Origin of the sequence: Microbacterium sp. Se5.02b (genome assembly GCF_019464375.1) — a bacterium.
Lineage (GTDB): Bacteria > Actinomycetota > Actinomycetes > Actinomycetales > Microbacteriaceae > Microbacterium.
In genome coordinates this window covers 1,745,655-1,764,813 of the sequence record NZ_CP080491.1, presented here as the reverse complement: position 1 = coordinate 1,764,813, position 19,159 = coordinate 1,745,655, and the positions used below count along the sequence as shown (strand labels likewise).

Annotated in this window: 16 protein-coding genes and 2 pseudogenes; 5 read left to right on the top strand and 13 right to left on the bottom strand. The window is 68.5% G+C overall.

Going from position 1 to position 19,159, the window contains the following annotated elements:
- Window positions 1–182 precede the first annotated feature (182 nt).
- Genes K1X59_RS08715 through truB form a run of 4 tightly spaced genes read right to left on the bottom strand, consistent with a single transcriptional unit; the run spans window position 183 to window position 2,883 of the window.
- Window positions 183–1,133, bottom strand: coding sequence for a bifunctional riboflavin kinase/FAD synthetase (locus K1X59_RS08715; protein WP_183152502.1), 951 nt, complete (start codon window positions 1,131–1,133; stop codon window positions 183–185).
- Window positions 1,130–1,567: a hypothetical protein gene (locus K1X59_RS08710; protein ID WP_244632542.1), complete on the bottom strand. Its 438-nt coding sequence runs from the start codon at window positions 1,565–1,567 to the stop codon at window positions 1,130–1,132. Before K1X59_RS08710 ends, K1X59_RS08715 begins: the two co-directional genes overlap by 4 nt.
- Window positions 1,568–1,624: 57 nt before the next feature.
- Window positions 1,625–1,993, bottom strand: coding sequence for a hypothetical protein (locus K1X59_RS08705; protein ID WP_183152501.1), 369 nt, complete (start codon window positions 1,991–1,993; stop codon window positions 1,625–1,627).
- The gene (truB, locus tag K1X59_RS08700; protein ID WP_183152500.1) at window positions 1,990–2,883 is read right to left on the bottom strand and encodes a tRNA pseudouridine(55) synthase TruB; all 894 of its coding nucleotides are present in this window, start codon (window positions 2,881–2,883) and stop codon (window positions 1,990–1,992) included. The genes K1X59_RS08705 and truB overlap by 4 nt, the downstream gene beginning before the upstream one ends.
- A gap of 89 nt (window positions 2,884–2,972) precedes the next feature.
- Between truB and K1X59_RS08695 the strand changes: the two are divergent.
- Window positions 2,973–3,863: pseudogene (locus tag K1X59_RS08695) on the top strand (A/G-specific adenine glycosylase); the annotation flags it as partial.
- Window positions 3,864–3,875: 12 nt separating this feature from the next.
- Here the strand turns inward: K1X59_RS08695 and K1X59_RS22835 are convergent.
- The 6 genes from K1X59_RS22835 to nusA all read right to left on the bottom strand — a co-directional run bounded on the left by K1X59_RS22835 (window position 3,876) and on the right by nusA (window position 10,794).
- Entirely contained in the window at window positions 3,876–4,037 is a 162-nt protein-coding gene (locus K1X59_RS22835) for a helix-turn-helix transcriptional regulator (RefSeq protein ID WP_396652588.1), read from the bottom strand.
- Window positions 4,038–4,492: 455 nt separating this feature from the next.
- On the bottom strand, window positions 4,493–5,950 hold the full coding sequence (locus K1X59_RS08685; protein ID WP_220174150.1) for a hypothetical protein: 1,458 nt from the start codon (window positions 5,948–5,950) through the stop codon (window positions 4,493–4,495).
- A 162-nt stretch (window positions 5,951–6,112) separates the two neighbouring features.
- Complete coding sequence (rbfA, locus tag K1X59_RS08680) at window positions 6,113–6,538, bottom strand: 30S ribosome-binding factor RbfA (protein WP_021199404.1); 426 nt, start codon at window positions 6,536–6,538, stop codon at window positions 6,113–6,115.
- Between the two features lie 92 nt (window positions 6,539–6,630).
- Entirely contained in the window at window positions 6,631–9,399 is a 2,769-nt protein-coding gene (infB, locus tag K1X59_RS08675; RefSeq protein ID WP_220174149.1) for a translation initiation factor IF-2, read from the bottom strand.
- 94 nt (window positions 9,400–9,493) lie between these two features.
- Window positions 9,494–9,748 carry a YlxR family protein gene (locus tag K1X59_RS08670; RefSeq protein WP_183152497.1) on the bottom strand — a complete coding sequence of 85 codons (255 nt, stop codon included), beginning with the start codon at window positions 9,746–9,748 and terminating at the stop codon, window positions 9,494–9,496.
- 62 nt (window positions 9,749–9,810) lie between these two features.
- On the bottom strand, window positions 9,811–10,794 hold the full coding sequence (gene nusA / locus K1X59_RS08665) for a transcription termination factor NusA (protein ID WP_183152496.1): 984 nt from the start codon (window positions 10,792–10,794) through the stop codon (window positions 9,811–9,813).
- Window positions 10,795–10,923: 129 nt separating this feature from the next.
- Here nusA and K1X59_RS08660 point away from each other — a divergent pair, with 129 nt between their 5' ends.
- A complete protein-coding gene (locus K1X59_RS08660; RefSeq protein WP_183152495.1) occupies window positions 10,924–12,279 on the top strand; it encodes an FAD-dependent oxidoreductase in 1,356 nt (451 codons plus the stop codon).
- Here K1X59_RS08660 and K1X59_RS08655 read toward each other — a convergent pair.
- Window positions 12,248–13,287, bottom strand: a pseudogene (locus K1X59_RS08655) (TIGR00730 family Rossman fold protein). The gene K1X59_RS08660 and the pseudogene K1X59_RS08655 overlap by 32 nt on opposite strands.
- Window positions 13,250–14,497, bottom strand: a complete 1,248-nt coding sequence (locus K1X59_RS08650) for a P1 family peptidase (protein WP_258567189.1) — start codon at window positions 14,495–14,497, stop codon at window positions 13,250–13,252. Before K1X59_RS08650 ends, K1X59_RS08655 begins: the two are co-directional and overlap by 38 nt.
- A 154-nt stretch (window positions 14,498–14,651) precedes the next feature.
- Here K1X59_RS08650 and K1X59_RS08645 point away from each other — a divergent pair, with 154 nt between their 5' ends.
- From K1X59_RS08645 to K1X59_RS08635, 3 genes are all read left to right on the top strand, one after another.
- Entirely contained in the window at window positions 14,652–16,112 is a 1,461-nt protein-coding gene (locus K1X59_RS08645) for an APC family permease (protein WP_183152494.1), read from the top strand.
- Between the two features lie 21 nt (window positions 16,113–16,133).
- Window positions 16,134–16,733, top strand: a complete 600-nt coding sequence (locus tag K1X59_RS08640; protein WP_183152493.1) for a TetR family transcriptional regulator — start codon at window positions 16,134–16,136, stop codon at window positions 16,731–16,733.
- Window positions 16,734–16,837: 104 nt separating this feature from the next.
- The gene (locus K1X59_RS08635) at window positions 16,838–17,341 is read left to right on the top strand and encodes a pyridoxamine 5'-phosphate oxidase family protein (RefSeq protein ID WP_183152492.1); all 504 of its coding nucleotides are present in this window, start codon (window positions 16,838–16,840) and stop codon (window positions 17,339–17,341) included.
- Window positions 17,342–17,358: 17 nt separating this feature from the next.
- On the opposite strand, the gene K1X59_RS08630 is transcribed toward K1X59_RS08635, so the two are convergent.
- Window positions 17,359–19,119: a proline--tRNA ligase gene (locus tag K1X59_RS08630; RefSeq protein ID WP_220174148.1), complete on the bottom strand. Its 1,761-nt coding sequence runs from the start codon at window positions 19,117–19,119 to the stop codon at window positions 17,359–17,361.
- Window positions 19,120–19,159 lie beyond the last annotated feature (40 nt).

Below are 19,159 nucleotides of genomic sequence, written 5' to 3'. Positions count from 1 at the left end.
GAAGTCGCGGGCCGTTCTCGTTGTCCGCGTGTGGCGTGAGCCAGGACCGTACGAACAGTGGATCTTCTTCCCGACGAGGCACGCGAGAAGCGCGAGGATCGGCGGGAGCCGAGACCTATTCTATGCCATCACAGCCGAGCCACGGGGATCACCCACGCCGACACGTCGAACCGGAGCGACGATCAGGTGTGCAGTCCGAGAGCCCGAGCGGCATCCGTCACGTCGGTTGCCATCTGGTCCATCAGCTTCTCGATGCCTTCGAAGGCCACCATGCCGCGAAGGCGCTCGACGAACTCGACCGTGACGTCATGACCGTAGAGATCGAGGCCGGTCTCCCCCAGCACATGCGCCTCGACCTGGCGGACCAGGACATCGTCGAACGTGGGATTCGTGCCGACGGAGATCGCGGACGGATGCCGGATCCCGGTGTCGTGATCCACCAGCCACCCCGCATACACGCCGTCTGCCGGAACGAACGCATCGACGATCGTCGAGAGGTTGGCGGTCGGGAAACCGAGTTCGCGGCCACGTTTGAGACCGTGGACGACCTCGCCCCGGACGTCGGGGTAGCGGCCGAGCACCTTCGCGGCGGCGGCGACATCGCCCTCCATCAGGAGTTCACGGATCCAGCTCGACGACACACGACGCTCGGATCCGGGCAGATACACGTCGTCGACGACCTCGACCGCGAAGCCGTAGCGCGGCCCGAGTTCGCGGAGGAGTTCCGGGGTGCCCGCCCCCTTGTTCCCGAAGCGGAAGTCCTCGCCGACCAGCACCGTCGAGACTTCGAGTGCGCCCACCAGGATGTCGACGACGAAATCATGGGCACTGCGCGCCGCGAGCTGTTCGTCGAAGGTCAGCAGGAGCGTCGCGTCGATGCCCAGCTCGCCGAGCAGCTCGAGCTTGCGGTCGACGGTGACCACGTTCTCTGGGCACCGGTCCGGGCGCAGGATCGCGAGGGGGTTGCGGTCGAAAGTGACGGCGACCGACCGGCTGCCGGTGGCTGCGGCCGCCTCGTTCAGCCGTGCGATGACCGCCCGATGCCCCGCGTGGACGCCGTCGAACTTGCCGATCGCGACCGCGCTCGGTCCGAAGCCGGCAGGAACCTCCTCGGGACTCCGGAAGACGATCATGCGCCGACCTCGAGCGGTCGCGCGGCGTCGACCGGGCGGTGCGTGCGCAACCACCAGATCCCGAATACCGGGAGCACCAACGGGATGAACAGATACCCGCGCCCGAACAGCGACCACACGGTCTCGTGCTGGAACAGCGCCGGCATCAGGATGCTCAGAAGCCCGACCACGAGGACGCCCGTGAGTTCGAAGACGATGGCGACCCAGGCGACCGTGTACCAGCCGCGACGACGGGCGAGCACGAGTGCGAGAGTGGCGAGGATGTAGACGACGGCGGCGAGTGCGGACAGCGAATACGCGAGGGGCGCCTCGTCGAACCGGCGGACGATCTGCACGAAGCTGCGCCCCGTGGCGGCCAGCGCCATGACGGCGTAGACGATCACGAGGACGCGACCGATTCCGGTCATCCGAGTGGTGGGGGCGGTGGTGCTCATAGCGCATTCCATCCTAGAGCCGCGCGGGACACCGGGACTCCGCCCCGACGCCGCACGTCACGCCACCTGGATCGCCCAGATGACCTGCATGCGCCACAGCATGATGGCGATGGCCAGGGCAGCGACACCGAGGATGACGGTGCTCCATCTGCTGCGCTCCATCAGGGCCCACAGCACCGCGCCCGCAGGAAGCAGCGCGGCCGAGACGAGGTAGACCCAGTACTCGAGCAGGTCACCCGTCGGCGGGTTGCCCGCGAGGGGCGCGACGATCGCCACGACCACCTGGACGATCAGCAGCACCTCGACGAGCGCGAGGGCTCCGACGGTGAAGTCGCTCGGTCGACGACCCATGAGTCCCGCCACGAGGCAGAAGACCCCGGCAGCCACGGCCACCACGATCTGCACGACAGTGAACCACAGGATCATCGCTCGCCCTCCGGCATGTTCATGGCGCTCTTCAGGTCTGCGCCGCGCTTCTCGACGATACCGATGAGCACCCCGTCTTCATCGACGGCCGCAGCGAGCGCAGCTGTCAGTCGTCCCGCCTGCCCGGCGAGGCGCTTCCCCTGACGCAGGTCGCGCGCGTCATCGCTCGACATGTCCAGCACCGGCAGCAGGCGACCTGCGGCCTCCGCCGGAGTCAGCGTGTCGGCGTCGTCGAGGCCTTCGAGGGCGACGGCGTCGGTCACGTCGAAAGGACCGACCCTGGTGCGCCGCAGCGCGGTCAGGTGCCCGCCGACGCCCAGAGCAGCTCCCAGATCACGGGCGAGTGAGCGGATGTAGGTTCCGGAAGAGCAGTCGACCACCACATCGAGGTCGAGGGAGCCGTCACCTCGCCTCGCCTCGATCAGCTCGAACCGGGAGACGACGACGTCGCGTGCGGCGAGGACGACCTCTTCGCCCGCGCGCACACGGTCGTACGCACGACGTCCGTCGACCTTGATGGCGGAGACGGCACTGGGAACCTGTGAGATCGCCCCGGTGAGCGCAGCGATGCCTGCCCGCACAGCCGGATCCGTGACGGCATCCCAGGCCTCCGGCGCCGCGGTCGCGATCGTCTCCCCTTCGGCGTCATCCGTCGCGGTGGTCTCGCCGAGGCGGATCGTCGCCAGGTAGGTCTTGTCCGCGCCGACGACATAGGTCAGCAGACGGGTCGCGCCCTCGATCCCGATCACCAGCAGACCGGTCGCCATCGGGTCGAGGGTGCCAGCGTGACCGACTTTGCGCGTACCGAAAGCACGGCGCGTGCGGGCGACGACGTCGTGGCTGGTGAGCCCGGAGGGCTTGTCGACGAGGAGGATGCCGGGCGAGACCATCCTCCCAGCCTACCGACGGCACCCGCGCACTCCCGGCGCACCGACGCCTCCGACCAGGGATCCCGCCCGCGCTCGCATAGGCTGAAGGGATGCCCGTACCGCAGGCCCCTGCCGACATCGCGTCGCGCCTGTCGACGTGGTACCGGGCGACCGCTCGTGATCTGCCGTGGCGCCGGCCACAGTTCCACGAGGAGTTCGGGGCCTGGGGTGTGCTGGTCAGCGAGTTCATGCTGCAGCAGACGCCGGTGACGAGGGTCATCCCGCACCTGGAGGCATGGCTCGAGCGCTGGCCTACGCCGACCACCATGGCCGCGGCGTCGACGGCGGATGTCGTGCAGCAGTGGGCGAACCTGGGCTATCCCCGACGAGCGCTGTGGCTGCATCGAGCGGCCGTCGAGATCACCGCCCGACACAGCGGTGCGGTCCCCCGTGACATCGAGTCGCTGCTCGCGCTGTCGGGTATCGGCGACTACACGGCCAGGGCCGTCGCCGTGTTCGCGTACGGTGATCGCCACCCCGTCGTCGACACCAACACGCGTCGCGTGCTCGCCAGGGCGATCGAGGGTCGAGCCCAGCCCGCACCTCCTTCCCGCAGAGACCTCGAGCTGATGGCGTCGCTGCTGCCCGACACGGTCGAGGAGGCCGCAGAGTTCAACGCAGCGGCCATGGAGCTGGGCGCCACGGTGTGCACCTCCCGAGCGCCACGGTGCGACGTGTGCCCGCTCGCGCACGAGTGCGCCTGGCTGGGGGCCGGGCGTCCCGACACCGGAGACGGACGCCGGCGCCAGGCCACCTACGAAGGGTCGGACCGCCAGGCCCGCGGCGCCGTCCTCCGACTGCTCAGAGACGTCGCGCCGGAAGGGGCTCCGTTGCCGTCCGTCCTGCCCGATTGGCCCGACCAGCGGCAGCGTGATCGCGCGATCGACTCGCTGATCGCCGACGGGCTCGCGGAGGCCGACGGGGCCACGCTCTTCCTCCCCGCTGACGACGCGTCAGAGGTGCTGCTCTGCTCGGTGAGCCAACACGGTGAGTTCGACCCGGCTGCGCACCTCCAGCTTGGTGAACACGCGGCCGAGGTGCACCTCGACGGTACGGACCGACACCCTCAAAGCCTCCGCGATGTCACGGTTCGCCGCCCCGCGGATCGCGTGCATCGCGACCTCGAGCTCACGCGCCGTGAGCTGTGACGACCACGCGGCACGGCAGGCCGAGAGCGCATCGATCGCCGGAGCCGTGCTGCCCTCTCGCCGGTCCAGTCTGTCGAGGCGTCGACGGATCGCCCGCGCCCATGCCGTCGCTCCCGAGAGCTCGAACAGCCGCTCCGCGTGAAGAAGATGGATCCGCGCCGACACGTGATCGTCCCGGATAGCGAACTGGGTCCCGAGCATGCCCTCCACCCGCGCACGCGCGAACGGCGAGCTGAGCGTCCGTGCGGCCTCACGGACCTCGTCGCACTCCGACCGCCACCGCCCTTCTCCTGCGCGAGCCAGCCGAGCGCGCAGGCTCTGGGCGCGGACGATGTCGGGCGGCGCCATCGTGACGACCGTGTCCTCACGGATCCCCGCACCCACCGCGAGTTCTTCGAGACCCGGGACCGTCATCGCGGGCCTCACTCCTCCGAGATCGGCCCAGAGGCGGACGCTCGCCACCGCGTCATCGAACGAGCCGGCGAGGTACTCCCGGAGCCCTCGATCGATGAGAAGGTCGATCCGCACGCCCGGTGGCAGCGCGTCGGTGAGCGCGCGGGAGTAGGGGCCGAGTTCGCCGAGGACGATGAGATCGAGGCGGCGGGCGAGCACCACCCCAACCCTGCGAAGGGCATCGCGACGGGAAGGACGAGCGCGGCCTCGAACAGCCTGTCCCGCGCCGCACCGATATCACCGCGCCACGCGAGCAGAAGCACCTCGACCACGACACGGTACGCCTGCACCAGCGGGGTGCGCTCGTGCTCGGGGACGAGCGGATCGTCGACCGAGAGAATCGCGGGATCATCTCGCGCCAGCAGGCGCAGCCCCCGGTCGAGGTCACCGCCCATCGCGGCGCGCAACGCATCGAGTATCGCGCCGCTCACCGAGCGCGAACCCCTCGGCCCGTCGACGTCGCGCTCCCCGGCGATCAGCCAGCTCAGCGCCACGACCTGGTCTCCGAGGTCGCGTTCGACGCCGATGCGGGCGGCGCCCTGCCTGACCTCGTCGAGCCAGACGCGCATTCCGCGGCGATCCTGCCTCTCCGCGCACATCAGCGCCGCGAGGGCCGCGGCTCTCGTCCACTGCCCCCAGTCGTCGACATCCCCGAGCGGACGAAGAGCGCGAGGGTCGACGTCGGGCACCGTTCCCGTCATGAGCGCGTGCGCCACGAACAGGCCGCCGAGCCCTCTCCGCCGACAGCTCGCCGTACCTCCGGGGAAGAGGCGCGCCAGCCATGCGGCGCCTTCTGCCGCGTACCCGGCCGCCACCGCCGAGGAACCCGCGACGAGAACGGCCTCATCGCGGTGGCCTTCGACCGCGTGCGCCGCGGCCTCTCGAGCGAGCAGGAACGCACGCTCCGGGAGCCCCGCTCCGATGAGACGGCGGGCGATCCTGATGAGCTGAGGCGCCGTCGCGGGGTCGCGTTCGAGAGATCCACGCGCGTGATGCCAATCCGCACCGACGTGGTCGCCCCGCCGGCGGAGGATCGCGCTGAGCCGCTCATGCACCCGGGTCGCGGTCGCGGCGGACGACGTCGCCCTGATCCAGACCGACAGCCGCGGATCGACGAATCTGACATGCCCGGCGTGCACGAGGAGATGCTCGCCGATCGGGCCGGAGGTGATCTCGAGGGGCGAACGTCCGTCGAGATCCAGCAACGGAGCGAGGCTGTCGTCGAGTGCGACGGCGACGCCGAGCAGCAGCTCACGATCCCGGCTGTCGAGTTCCAGTCCCTCGAACGCGCTCGCGATGGCGGGCACGGACGGGAGCGGACCCGGCAGCGGACGCAGCCCGTGGCGCTGATCCGCCGACAGTCGTTCGACGACCTGTCTGATCGTCTCGACATCCGAGCCGAGATCGACGGTCAGACGCCCGAGCACGTGCGGTGCGCATCCGAGGCCCCGGTCGTGCAGATCGTCGAGCAGCAGTCCGACGACGGCGGGCGCGACGAAAGAGGTCCCCGTCGTGCTGGTTCCCTCTATACCGATCCCCTTGAGCCTCGCGGGTACCTGACCCGCGAGGCCGAGCGTATCAAACCGCGCCTACTCCGCGTCGTCGTCGGTGCGGTACGGATCGGCGTCCCCCGCATGGGAGGCCGACGATGCGAGCTTCGCGACATCGGCATCGCGTTGCTGAGCCTCACGGAGCAGCGCACCGATGTGGTCCGCATTCTCCGGAAGCGCGTCCGGGATGAACTCGAGTGTCGGCACGAGCCTCGTGCTCAGCTGCCGTCCGACCTCGCTGCGCAGCATTCCGGTCGCCGATGTGAGAGCGGCGCCGCTGGAGATCCGCTCCTCCTCCGTGCCCAGCACGGTGTAGAACACGGATGCGTGCTGGAGGTCACCGCTCACGCGGACGTCGGTGATCGTGACGAAGCCGAGGCGCGGGTCACGCAGCCCCTTCTCCAGCCGTTCGGCGAGGATCACGCGGATCCGATCCGCGAGACGCGCCTGTCGTTCGCCTGCCATTGTTCTCTCCCTGTCCAGGAACCCTCAGGGCGTCCTTCGTCCCGCGCTCCGAGGAGCGGGACCGAAGGACGCCCGAAGGTGTTTCGAATTGATCAGCCGCGAGGCTTCTCGACCATCTCGGTGGTCTCGATCTCGTCACCGATCTGGATGTCGTTGTACTTGCCGAGACCGATACCGGCCTCGTAGTCCGTACGAACCTCGGTGACGTCATCCTTGAAGCGACGCAGCGACTCGATGGCGAGACCATCGGCGAGCACGACGCCGTCGCGGATGACACGAGCCTTGGCGTTTCGCGTGATCGTTCCCGACCGCACGATGACACCGGCGATGTTGCCGAACTTCGAGGAGCGGAACACCTCGCGGATCTCGGCGACACCCGACTGGACCTCTTCGTACTCCGGCTTGAGCATGCCCTTGAGCGAGCTCTCGATCTCGTCGATCGCGTTGTAGATGACGGAGTAGAAGCGGATGTCGACACCTTCACGAGCGGCGCGCTCGCGCGCCTTCGTGTCGGGGCGGACGTTGAAGCCCACGATGATCGCGTTGTCGATCGTCGCCAGGTTCACGTCGGACTCGGTGATCGCACCGACACCGCGGTGGATGATGCGCAGCTGCACCGAGTCGTCGACCTCGATCTTGAGGAGCGACTCCTCGAGCGCCTCGACGGCACCGGAGACGTCACCCTTGATGATGAGGTTGAGCGACTCGACCTTGCCCTCTTCGAGAGCACGGGTGAAGTCCTCGAGCGAGATGCGCTTGCGGGCCTTGGCCAGCTGGGCGTTGCGCTCGACCGCTTCACGCTTCTCAGCGATCTGACGGGCCATGCGGTCTTCCTCGGTGACGATGAAGACGTCGCCGGCGCGCGGCACGGAGTTCAGACCCTGCACCTGGACCGGACGCGACGGGTAGGCCTCGAGGACCTGCTCGCCGTTCTCGTCCGCCATCGCACGCACTCGGCCGTAGGCCGTGCCCGCGACGATCGCATCACCGATCCGAAGCGTTCCGGACTGGATGAGCACCGTGGCGACCGAACCGCGACCCTTGTCGAGCTTCGCCTCGATGGCGACACCGCGAGCGGCCTTGTTCGGGTTGGCGGTCAGGTCGAGACCGGCGTCAGCCGTGAGCAGCACGGCGTCCAGGAGCTCCTGGATACCGGTGTTGGCACGGGCGGACACGTCGACGAACATGACGTCGCCACCGAACTCCTCGGCCACCAGACCGTACTCGGTCAGCTGCTGACGCACCTTCGAGGGGTTGGCGTCGGGCTTGTCGACCTTGTTCACCGCGACCACGATCGGCACGTTCGCCGCCTGCGCGTGGTTCAGCGCCTCGACCGTCTGCGGCATGATGCCGTCGTCGGCTGCGACCACGAGGATCGCGAGGTCGGTGACCTGCGCACCACGGGCACGCATGGCGGTGAACGCCTCGTGACCCGGGGTGTCGATGAAGGTGATGGCGCGCTCGATGCCCTCGTGCTCGGTCCAGACCTGGTACGCACCGATGTGCTGGGTGATGCCACCGGCCTCACCCTCGATGACGTTGGTCTGACGGATCGCGTCGAGCAGTCGCGTCTTACCGTGGTCGACGTGACCCATGACGGTGACGACCGGGGGACGGATCTCGAGGTCGTCCTCGCTCTCCGCCTCCAGCTCGGCCTCGAGGTCGAGACCGAAGCCCTCGAGGAGCTCCTTGTCCTCGTCCTCGGGCGAGACCATCTGGATCTTGTAGCCGAGCTCCTCGCCCAGCACCTCGAACGTCGCCTCGTCCAGCGACTCGGTGGCCGTGGCCATCTCGCCGAGGTTGAAGAGGATCGTCACGAGGGTTCCGGGCTGGACCGTGTAACCGGTCAGCGTCTCGATCTTGTCGGCGAAGTCCGCGATCGATGCGCCGCGACGCATGCGGATGATCTCTCCGTTGCCGCGGGTGACGTTGACGCCACCGACGACCGGAGCACTCCGCATCTCGAACTCTTGCCGCTTCGCCCGCCGCGACTTGCGCTGCTTGCTCTTGCCGCCGCCCTTGCCGAAGGCACCTGCGGTACCACCGCCGGGACCACGGCCACGACCGCCACCGCCACCGGGACGACCGGCGAAACCGCCGCCGCCACCAGGACGGGCTCCGGGACCGCCGGCGCCGCCGGGTCCACCGGCACCGCCGGGACGGCCGGGGCCGCCTGGGCGTTGCTGGAACGGAGCGCCGGGACGACCGCCCTGGCCGCCACGAGGGGCACCGGGACGAGGCGAACCGGGTCGCGGAGCGCCCGGGCGGGGTGCACCGGGGCGCGGGGCCTGCGGACGCGGGATGTTTCCCGGCGTCGGGCGCTGGCCCATGCCCTGCGCGGAGGCGAACGGGTTGTTGCCCGGACGCGGACCGGCCGGGCGCTGGCCCATGCCCTGCGCGGACGAGAACGGGTTGTTGCCGGGGCGCGGAGCGCCAGGCGTCGGCGCGCCGTCAGCGGGCTTCGATGCGTCGGACTTCGACGCTTCGGAGGCCGCGGGCGCGGGAGCGGGAGCGGGAGCCGCCGGGGCGGGAGCCGCTGCGGCAGGTGCCGGAGCCGCGGGGGCAGGAGCCTCCGGGGCGGGCTTCGGACCGGGCTTGGGGCCCGGAGTGGGTGCCGGAGAGGCGCCCGGCTTCGCAGCAGGCTTCGCCGCGGACGGCTTGGCCGCGGGAGCAGCGTCGGCGGTGCCCTTCAGCGAGGGATCGGCCTCGATCGCCGCGCGCAGCTTGCGCGCAACCGGCGGTTCGATGGTCGAAGAGGGACTCTTGACGAATTCGCCGAGTTCCTTGAGCTTCGCAAGTGCGATCTTGCTGTCGACGCCGAGTTCGGCGGCGATCTCGTGTACGCGTGGTTTACCAGCCACAATTCTCCTGTCTGAGTCGGTCTACCCAGACAGGGCAGACCACTAGTCGCGGACGGGTCTCATTTCGAGCCGTTCACTTTGTTTCCATAGCTGTTCAGCCTTTGTTTCTTGGTGGGTGCTGTTCGAAGTTCCGTGTGTCCAGCTGAGTGGTCACACGCAGTGCTCGTCCGAATGCCCGTCGCCGCAGAGCGGCCTCCATGCATTCCTGTGTCGGATGCACCCACGCGCCGCGCCCCGGCAGGACTGCACGCTCATCGACGATGAGAATGTCGTTCTGGGACACCACCCTGAGCAGAGTGGAGCGGGGAGCACGCGTGCGACAACCGACGCACGTTCGTACGGGTTCCATCTTACACCTGCGTTTCACCCCGACCCGTCCGCGCAACGCGCGATCCGGAAGGCCGGAGTCTTTCAGTCGAGGATGCTGTCCGGCTGGATGTCGATCTTGGCACCCGTGAGCTTGGCAGCCAGACGCGCGTTCTGACCCTCCTTGCCGATCGCGAGCGACAGCTGGTAGTCGGGGACGAGCGCACGGACGGCCTTGGTGGAGGCGTCGAGCACGAACGAGCTCGTGACCTTCGCAGGAGACAGAGCATGGGCGACGAACACCGGGAGGTCCTGGTCGTAGTCGACGATGTCGATCTTCTCCCCCGCGAGCTCCTCGGTGACGGCCCTGACGCGACGGCCGAGCTCACCGATGCAGGCGCCCTTCGCATTGATCGACGGGTCGTTCGCCTTCACCGCGATCTTCGTGCGGTGCCCGGCCTCTCGGGCCAGGGCGACGATCTCGACCAGACCGGCCGCGATCTCGGGCACCTCGAGGGCGAAGAGCTTGCGGACGAGTCCGGGGTGGGTGCGCGAGACCGTGATCTGCGGGCCCTTGAGCCCCTTGGCGACGCTCGTCACATAGACGCGGAGACGCGAGCCGTGGGTGTACTCCTCGCCCGGCACCTGCTCCTCCGGCGGCAGGATCGCCTCGACCGCGCCGAGATCGACGTGGATCATGCGCGGGTTGGGGCCCTGCTGGATGACTCCGGCGACGATGTCGCCCTCTTTGTCCTTGAAGTCGCCGAGCACCACATCGTCGGCGATGTCACGCAGACGTTGGCTGATGACCTGCTTCGCGGCGAAGGCGGCGATGCGACCGAAGTCGTCGGGAGTGGCGTCCTCCTCGCCGATCACGGCGCCCTCCTCATCCCGGACGACCTGGAGCACGGCGACGTGCCCGGTCTTGCGGTCCAGGTCGACGCGGACGCCTTCGGGAGTCGCGCCGTCTTCGGAGACGTGCTTGGAGTACGCGGTCAGGATCGCCTGCTCGATGATCGCGACGAGCTCATCGAAGGGGATCGCCTTCTCCTTCTCGATCCCTCGCAGAAGACTCAGTTCGATGTCCATGACGGCCTCTCTATTCAGCTCTCGTCGCGCCTGTTCGCACGCGCGACATCCGTACCACGATACCCTGTGCCGACCGACTCCGGCGCGGCCGCGGCGGTGTGGGAAGCGGGATCGTTCGAGGAGGAGCACGTGAGCACATTCGACACCATCGTGATCGGCGCAGGGATGTCGGGGCTCACGAGCGCCCGGATGCTCGTCGACGCGGGGCAGAAGGTCGTCGTCCTCGAGGGTCGCGACCGCATCGGCGGACGAATGCACACCGACCGCAGCGCCGGGTACCCGGTCGACCTCGGCGCCTCGTGGATCCACGGGATCGAGGACTCTCCTCTGTGGGACCTCGTCCAGGCACTCGGCGTTCCCACGATCGAGTACACGGTCGGCAGCTTCCAGGTCGGCGGACGCCCGATGGAGTACTTCGACGGGGACGGTCGGCGCATGGGCTCCGCGGCCACCGCCGAGTGGATCGAAGACGTCGACATGGCCGACCGCCTCCTCCTGGAGGAGATCAGCTCCTCCTCCCCCGGCGACACCTACCTGGATGTCACCGAGCGCGCCCTCGACCGGTCGGGCCTGCCTCCCGAGCGCATCGACGAGATCCGAGAGTTCTTCCGCCACCGGGTCGAGGAGCAGTGCGGCGCGTGGATCGGCGACCTCGACGCGCACGGTCTCGACGAGGACGCGATCGAGGGCGACGAGGTGATCTTCCCCCGCGGATACGACGAGCTGCCGAGACGGATCGGCGCCGGCCTCGACGTGCGTCTCGAGCACGCCGTGACGCGGGTGAGTCGTTCCTCCGACGGGGTCGTCGTCCACGCGAACGGGACCGAATACCACGCGGATCAGGCGATCGTGACCGTGCCGCTCGGCATCCTCAAGGCAGGCGCGATCGCGTTCGAACCGGCGCTCCCCGATGCGGTCTCCGGCCCCATCTCGCGGCTCGCGATGGGTGTGTTCAACAAGGTGTTCGTCCAGTTCCCCGAACGCTTCTGGAACGACGAGGCGTATGTGGTCCGCGCGCTGGGCGAAGCCGGCGAGCACTGGCACTCCTGGTATGACGTCTCCGCCGTCAGCGGCGTCCCGACGCTGCTCACCTTCGCCGCCGGCCCGTTCGGTCGCCGGATGCAGCAGCACGCCGATGCGGAGATCGTCGCCGACGCGCTCGGCGCCCTGCGCCTCCTCTACGGACGTGCCGTCGGCGAGCCGCTCGCACACTGGGTCACCCGCTGGGGCGATGACCGGTTCTCGAACGGCTCGTACTCCTATCTGGCCACGGGTTCGTCGCATCACGACCACGACGCCCTGGCCGGCCCCGTCGACGGCGTCCTGCACTTCGCCGGTGAGGCCACCTGGGGCGATGAGCCGGCCACGGTCGGTGCCGCCTTCGCCTCCGGTCACCGGGCCGCTGAGCGCATCCTCGGCCGTGCCATCGACCTCGCGGACTTCGCCGATCGGATCACCGCGCGGGAGCGGACGGAAGCGCGTTGACGGCTCCGATCAGCCGGAACAGATTCCCCACCTGCCGCTGATCCAGGTGCAGGATCAGCCGGGGAGGTCGAGGTTGTCGTCGTCCGCGACCTCCGGCTGCCGCGGGGCCGTCCGTTCTATCCGCCCCGACGAGAGCATCGAGGCGAACTGCTCGTTGAGCTCCTCGATCTCGGCGTCCGTCGGCTCGGCCTTCAGCCGCAGCACCAGCGCGTCGCCGACCCACCGCAGCGAGTCGTAGTTGTGCCAGAACCCGGTGATCTCGGCACGGGCGGCCTCGACCGAATCGGTGATCACGACGCGATCGAAGTCGCCCTCCGAGATCACGCCGGTGGGCGCGAGGTGGTCGTCGATGAAGCTGCGAAGCCCCTGCCAGAACGTGCCGCCCGGTTGGTCCAGCAGAACGATCGGCGTCGGCTCCGCCTTGCCCGTCTGTTGCAGCGTGAGCAGTTCGAACATCTCGTCGAGCGTGCCGAACCCGCCCGGAAGGCAGATGAACCCGAGGGACTCCTTGATGAGCATCAGTTTGCGGGTGAAGAAGTACTTCATCGCGACGACGTGATCCTGACCCGTGACGAAGCCGTTCGGCTTCTCCTCGAACGGCAGCCGGATCGACACGCCGAGCGAAAGCGCGGGCCCGGCTCCCTCGGAGGCCGCCTGCATGATCCCGGGTCCTGCACCCGTGACGACCATCCATCCGTCGCCGGCCAGTGCTGTGGCGACATCGCGGGCAGTGAGGTACAAGGGGTCGTCCTGCCTGGTGCGAGCCGACCCGAAGACCGTCACTTTCGGGACTCCCCTGAAAGGCGCGAACAGCCGGAACGCGTCGCGCATCTCGGCCAGGGCCGCCGAGGCGATCTTCAGGTCGAGGCGATCGGCACCATCCTCGCCCAACAGGATCGCCGTGCGCAGCATGCGCATGACCAGCCGTCTGTCGGTGTGCACTCCCGCATCGTCCAGGACGGCGTTGATCTCAGAGCTGAGGGCTTCGGGAAGAGGTTCGTCGATCATGACACCAGGGTGTCATGATCCGGGGCGACCGCGACCCTGTGCCACACCGTCGGGACGAGCGACTCGCGTCCGGGCGACCGCCGCACGGATCTCGTCGTGCGGGAGCGCGGGACTCCTGTGGCCGTCTCGCCCCGTCATGTCCCGTGCCGCGACGAGAGCGTTCCACAGCCTCGTCCACGGCCTGGACGGCGGCCGTGAGGAACGGATCGATCCGCCCCCAGGGAATCAGGCGCATGGTCTCGTACTCCGCGTCGGTCCCGTCGGGGAAGGCGGAGGTCAGCGCGCCCTCGTTCGCGGTGGAGAAGGCCAGCACGATGTCGCCCGAGAAGTGGCTTCCCGCCGTTCCGCTGCGTCCGAGACCGAGCGCCCCGCGACGGGCCAGCGCGGCGCACTGCCCGGGAAGGAACGGGGCGTCCGTGGCGATGATCACGATCGCCGAACCGGCGCCACCCGGCGCGCGCTGTCCTCGGTCCCGAGCGAACCAGTCGTCCTCCCCCATCGGATTCGGGACGGTCGAGCACGCTCCGAGGCTCATGCCCGCGAGGTGCAACTCCTCGCGCGATCCGAAGTTCGCCTGGATGAGCACGCCGACCGTGTACTCCTCGTCGCCGTACGACACGACCCTGGACGAGGTCCCCGTGCCGCCCTTGAAGCCGTAGCAGTTCATGCCGGTACCGCCGCCGACGTTGCCCTCAGCCGGAGCATCGGAGGAGGCGGATTCGAGCGCAGCCCATGCATCCCGGGGCGTGACGTGTCCGCCGTTGATGTCGTTGAGGTAGCCGTCCCAGGTCTCCCCGACCACGGGGAGCATCCACTGCGCGGCGACGTCCGGCGCGATCTCGGCCACCCAGGCCTCGATGCCTGCGTGCACCGCCCCGACCGCATGCGAGCTCGTGATGCCGATCGGCATCGCGAGGGATCCGGATTCATCGATCCAGGAGCGACCGGTGAGCTCGCCGTTTCCGTTGAAGGAGTGGACGGCGGCCGCGCACGGCACACCGACGCCGCCCCGCCCACGAGGAAGAATCGCCGTCACTCCGGTGCGCGCAGCCCCGCGCCCTTCGCCCTCGATCAGAGTCCGGTAGCCCACCGCGACGCCCGGGACGTCGGTGATCGCTCCTCCGGGGCCGGTGCGCCCCTCGAACGGGATCCCGAGATCTCGCCCCCTCACCGATTCGCTCGACGATTCCGACGACAGCGATGCACCCATCCGCATTCCGATCTCACTTGAACAGTTGTTCAGATACTAGGTCACAATTCACGTTTTTACTTGACTTAAGAAGAGACAACCTTTTGACTCCATGTTCAGGCGGTCATCCGACCCCGTGCCGCGCCACCCGACCACGCAGATTCCGGAGCCGCAGATGTCTCAGTCGAATCCTCCCGCCGTCCGAACGACCACGACCACGCTCGCGCAGCGACGTCTCGGCGTCTGGGCGATCGTCTTCTTCGTCGTCTCGGCGGCAGCGCCCCTCACGGTCGTCGCGAGCGCAGCGGCCACCGACTTCCGCCTCGCCGGGATCGGAGGTCCGGGCGCGATGCTCGCGAGCGGTGTCGTGCTGATGCTCTTCGCCGTCGGCTTCACGGCGATGTCGCGGTACGTGCGGAACACCGGCGCGTTCTACGTCTACGGGGCTCGAGGTCTCGGGAAGCCGATCGGCATCGGCATCGTCTTCGTCACGATCTTCTCCTACACGGCGCTGTGCATCTGCTTCTACGGGTTCGTCGGCTTCTTCGGCGAGATGACATTCTCCGCGCTGTTCGGCATCGATCTCCCGTGGACGGTGTACGCCCTGCTGGCACTCGTCGTCGTCGGGGTCCTCGGCTACCACAAGATCGACGTCGGAGCGAAGGTCCTGGGCGTCCTGCTCACGGCAGAGGTCGCCATCCTGCTCATCCTCGCCGTCGCCGTCCTCGCCAAGGGCGGGCCGGAACCCGTCTCCTTCGCCTCGTTCGCCCCCGAGAACGTGTTCTTCGCGGCCGGGAGCGGTGCGCTCTTCGTGTTCGGCTTCGGCGCCTATCTCGGCTTCGAGAGCACCGCGATCTACACCGAGGAGGCGAAGGATCCTGCGCGCACAGTGCCGATGGCGACCTACATCTCGATCGCCTTCCTCGGCATCTTCTACGCATTCACCTTCTGGGTGCTGACCGTCGCCTTCGGAGTGGAGGGCGTGCTGAAGCTGGCGATGCAGGACGACTTCCAGGACATGGTGTTCCATGCCGGCGACGCATACCTCGGCGAGTGGGCCTCGGTGACCATGCGCGTGCTCATCGTCACGAGCTTCTTCGCCTGCCTCCTGGCGTTCCATAACGCCAGCTCGCGGTACCTCTTCTCGCTGGGCCGAGAACGCCTGCTGCCCGGCTGGCTCGCTCAGACGCAGCCGACCTCGCAGGCGCCGCACCATGCCAGCCTCGTGATCTCCGTCGTGTCGCTCGCGGCCATCGTGCTGACGATCGTCAGCGGAGCGGACCCGTTCCTCGGCTTCGCGCTCCCGGTGTACTCGATCGGTGTCGCCGGCCTCGTCTTCGCGCAGGCGGTGGCCGCGATCGCCGTCGTCGGGTTCTTCCTCAGAGGACGACGCGGGCACAGCATCTGGCGGGTCCTGGTCGCCCCCGCACTCGGAGCGATCGGACTGATGGTCGGGTTCGCCCTGATCGCCATGAACTTCGACCTCGTCACCGGCCTCACGGGTCCGATCAACCTCGCCCTCCTCGCCCCCACGCCCGTCCTGTTCCTCGCCGGCATCATCGTCGGCCTCGTCCTGAAGAAGCGTCGACCCCAGCACTATGCTGAACTCACCACGCTCGTTCCCGACGACGAGTAGCGCCAGGCACGAGGAGGATACGTGGCCGAGCAGCGCAAGCATGCGACCAGGCGAGCAGAGCTGATCTCCGCGACCCGACGCGTCGCCGGGCGCAGCGGCATCCTCGGAACGAACGTACGAGCGGTCGCGGCCGAGGCATCGGTCAGCGCGGGAAGCGTGCTGTACTACTTCTCGAGCTTCGACGAACTGATGTACGCGACCGTCGAGGGTGTGCTCGAGGAGATGTACGACCGCCGACGCTCCCTGGCCGAACGGGAGCCGGACCCCGCGAAGCGACTCGTGGCGCTCATCGTGGCCGGAGTCCCGGACGAGATCAGCGACCACCTGCGCATGGCATACGAGAGCATCCCGCTTCTGCGCGAGCAACCCCAGTACCGCCCCCTGCACCGTTCGATCGTCGAGCGTCAGGTCGCCCTCTACCGATCGACCATCGAGATCGGCACCGCCCTCGCCGCCTTCCGACCCCGCGCCGACATCGGCGTCATCGCGCGGAACATCGTGGCGCTCGAGGACGCCTACGATCTCTACCCCCTGATCGGCCTCGAACTGGGGGCCGAGACGTACCGCGCCAACATCCTGTCCTACGCCAGCACGGCGCTGGACTGCCCGCTCGAGCCCTGAGCCGCCCCGAGCGATCGTCCAGGACGGCGCCGTGCGCCGATCATGTTCCCGGGCCGCTGTCAACGCCCGTGCCGTGCCCGCACCTCTCGCGGCACAGTTGCATCATGACGGAGATCACAGGACCCGAAGCCCTCGCCCGCGTCGCCGAGCTCGTGGAGGACATCGACTTCACGATGCTCACCACGATCGACGACGACGGCCACCTCGTCAGTCGACCGATGTCGACCCGGCAGATGGACGACGCCGGCGACATCTGGTTCTTCACCGCGGAAGACACCGAGAAGGTCGAGGAGGCTCGACGCCACCATGACGTGGGCCTGTCCTACTGCGACAGCAAGGGGATGCGCTACGTGTCGGTCGCCGGCACCGCCGAAGTCGTGCACGACAGGGCGAAGATGGAGGAGCTCTACACTCCGTCGCTCGACATCTGGTTCGCCGACGGCCTCGACACACCGGGCATCGCACTGCTCAAGGTGACGCCGACCGTGACGGAGTTCTGGGAACCGTCGAAGGGCAGGATCGCCATGGCCGCCGGAGCGCTCAGATCCCTCGTCACCCGCGACACCCCGGACGACGACATCATGAACCACGGCCACATCGTCTGCTGACGACGCGGCCGTGAGGTTCAGACCGCGGCGGTGAGGCGCGCGACGACCTCGTCGACCGAGACCGCGTCGCGATCTCCGCTGACGCGGTCCCACAGTTCGACCTGCCCATCGGCCGCACCGCGCCCGACGATCACGATCTTCGGCACGCCGACCAGTTCCGCGTCGCCGAACTTCACGCCGGGCGAGACCTTCGGGCGATCGTCGTACAGCACGTCGATTCCCGTGGCCTCGAGCTGCGCGGAGAGGTGCTCCGCCACGTCGAACGCGACCTGATCACGGCCAGCCGCGACGACCTGCACATCGAACGGCGCGACGGACGCCGGCCAGATGAGGCCCTTGTCGTCGTTGTTCAGCTCGGCGATGATCGCCAGGATGCGCGTGACGCCGATGCCGTAGGAGCCCATCGTGACCGTGACGAGCTTGCCGTTCTCGTTCAGGACCTTCAGCCCGAGCGCCTCGGCGTACTTGCGGCCGAGCTGGAAGACGTGTCCGATCTCCATACCGCGGGCGAGTTCGACGGGACCCGAGCCGTCGGGGGCGGGATCGCCCGCGCGGACGTTCGCGATCTCCACGATCCCGTCGGCGGCGAAGTCGCGCCCGGCGACGACGGAGTGCGCGTGCTTCTGGTCGATGTTCGCACCCGTGATCCAGCTCGTCCCCTCGCTCACACGCGGGTCGACCAGGTAGCGGATACCGGTGGCCGACTCCTCGCCCAGCACGGCGCCTGTGGGCGACCAGGGTCCGATGTAGCCCTTCACGAGCAGCGGGTTGTTCTCGAAGTCGTCCGCGGTGGCGGTCTCGACCTCGGCGGGCGCGAACGCCACCTCTGCGCGCTTCTCATCGACCTCGCGGTCGCCGGGAATGCCCACGACGACGAGTTCGCGCGTCCCATCGAGGTGGGTGAGCGCCAGAACGACGTTCTTGAGCGTGTCGGCCGCCGTGTACTCGCCGTCCAGCACACGGTTGCTGTGGGCGACCAGGGTCTCGATGGTCGGGGTGTCGGGCGAGTCGAAGATCACAGGGGTCGCGTCGGGGTCGTATGCGATCGCCTCTGGAACAGCGGTCGTGAAGGCCTCGACGTTCGCGGCATAGCCTCCGGCGCTGCGTACGAAGGTGTCTTCGCCGACCGGGGTCGGGTGCAGGAACTCCTCGCTCCGCGACCCTCCCATCGCGCCGGCATCCGCCTGGACGATGACGTACTCGAGGCCGAGACGCTGGAAGATGCGCTCATACGCGTCGCGCTGCGCCTGGTAGCTGACGTCGAGCCCCTCGTCGGACGCGTCGAAGGAGTACGCGTCCTTCATCGTGAACTCCCGGCCGCGGAGCAGCCCGGCGCGCGGGCGGGCCTCGTCGCGGTACTTGTCCTGGATCTGGAAGATCGTGAGCGGCAGATCCTTGTACGACGAGTAGAGGTCTTTCACCAGGAGCGTGAATGCTTCTTCGTGGGTGGGGGCGAGCAGGTAGTCGCCGCCCTTGCGGTCCTGCAGACGGAAGAGCAGGTCGCCGTACTCCTCCCAGCGCCCGGTCGCCTCGTACGCCTCGCGCGGCATGAGCGCGGGGAAGTGCACCTCCTGCGCACCGGCTGCGGCCATCTCCTCGCGGACGACCGCCTCGATCTTCGCCTTCACGCGCAGGCCCAATGGCAGCCACGCGAAGATGCCGGCGGCCTGTGGGCGGATGTAGCCGGCCCGGATCAGCAGCCGGTGGCTGGCGACCTCTGCGCCTGCAGGGTCTTCGCGGAGCGTGCGGAGGAAGAAGTTCGAAAGACGAGTGACCACGCAGCAAGTCTAGTGAGCCGTGGTCACTCTTCTTTCGCGG

What these genes read in the sequence shown, in the direction of transcription:
- K1X59_RS08715 (WP_183152502.1), bottom strand. Translation starts at nt 1,133, where the DNA reads ATGATCGTCTTCCGGAGTCCCGAGGAGGTTCCTGCCGGCTTCGGACCG.
- K1X59_RS08710 (WP_244632542.1), bottom strand. Translation starts at nt 1,567, where the DNA reads ATGAGCACCACCGCCCCCACCACTCGGATGACCGGAATCGGTCGCGTC.
- K1X59_RS08705 (WP_183152501.1), bottom strand. Translation starts at nt 1,993, where the DNA reads ATGATCCTGTGGTTCACTGTCGTGCAGATCGTGGTGGCCGTGGCTGCC.
- truB (WP_183152500.1), bottom strand. Translation starts at nt 2,883, where the DNA reads ATGGTCTCGCCCGGCATCCTCCTCGTCGACAAGCCCTCCGGGCTCACC.
- K1X59_RS22835 (WP_396652588.1), bottom strand. Translation starts at nt 4,037, where the DNA reads ATGCACGCGATCCGCGGGGCGGCGAACCGTGACATCGCGGAGGCTTTG.
- rbfA (WP_021199404.1), bottom strand. Translation starts at nt 6,538, where the DNA reads ATGGCAGGCGAACGACAGGCGCGTCTCGCGGATCGGATCCGCGTGATC.
- K1X59_RS08670 (WP_183152497.1), bottom strand. Translation starts at nt 9,748, where the DNA reads ATGGAACCCGTACGAACGTGCGTCGGTTGTCGCACGCGTGCTCCCCGC.
- nusA (WP_183152496.1), bottom strand. Translation starts at nt 10,794, where the DNA reads ATGGACATCGAACTGAGTCTTCTGCGAGGGATCGAGAAGGAGAAGGCG.
- K1X59_RS08650 (WP_258567189.1), bottom strand. Translation starts at nt 14,497, where the DNA reads ATGGGTGCATCGCTGTCGTCGGAATCGTCGAGCGAATCGGTGAGGGGG.
- K1X59_RS08645 (WP_183152494.1), top strand. Translation starts at nt 14,652, where the DNA reads ATGTCTCAGTCGAATCCTCCCGCCGTCCGAACGACCACGACCACGCTC.
- K1X59_RS08635 (WP_183152492.1), top strand. Translation starts at nt 16,838, where the DNA reads ATGACGGAGATCACAGGACCCGAAGCCCTCGCCCGCGTCGCCGAGCTC.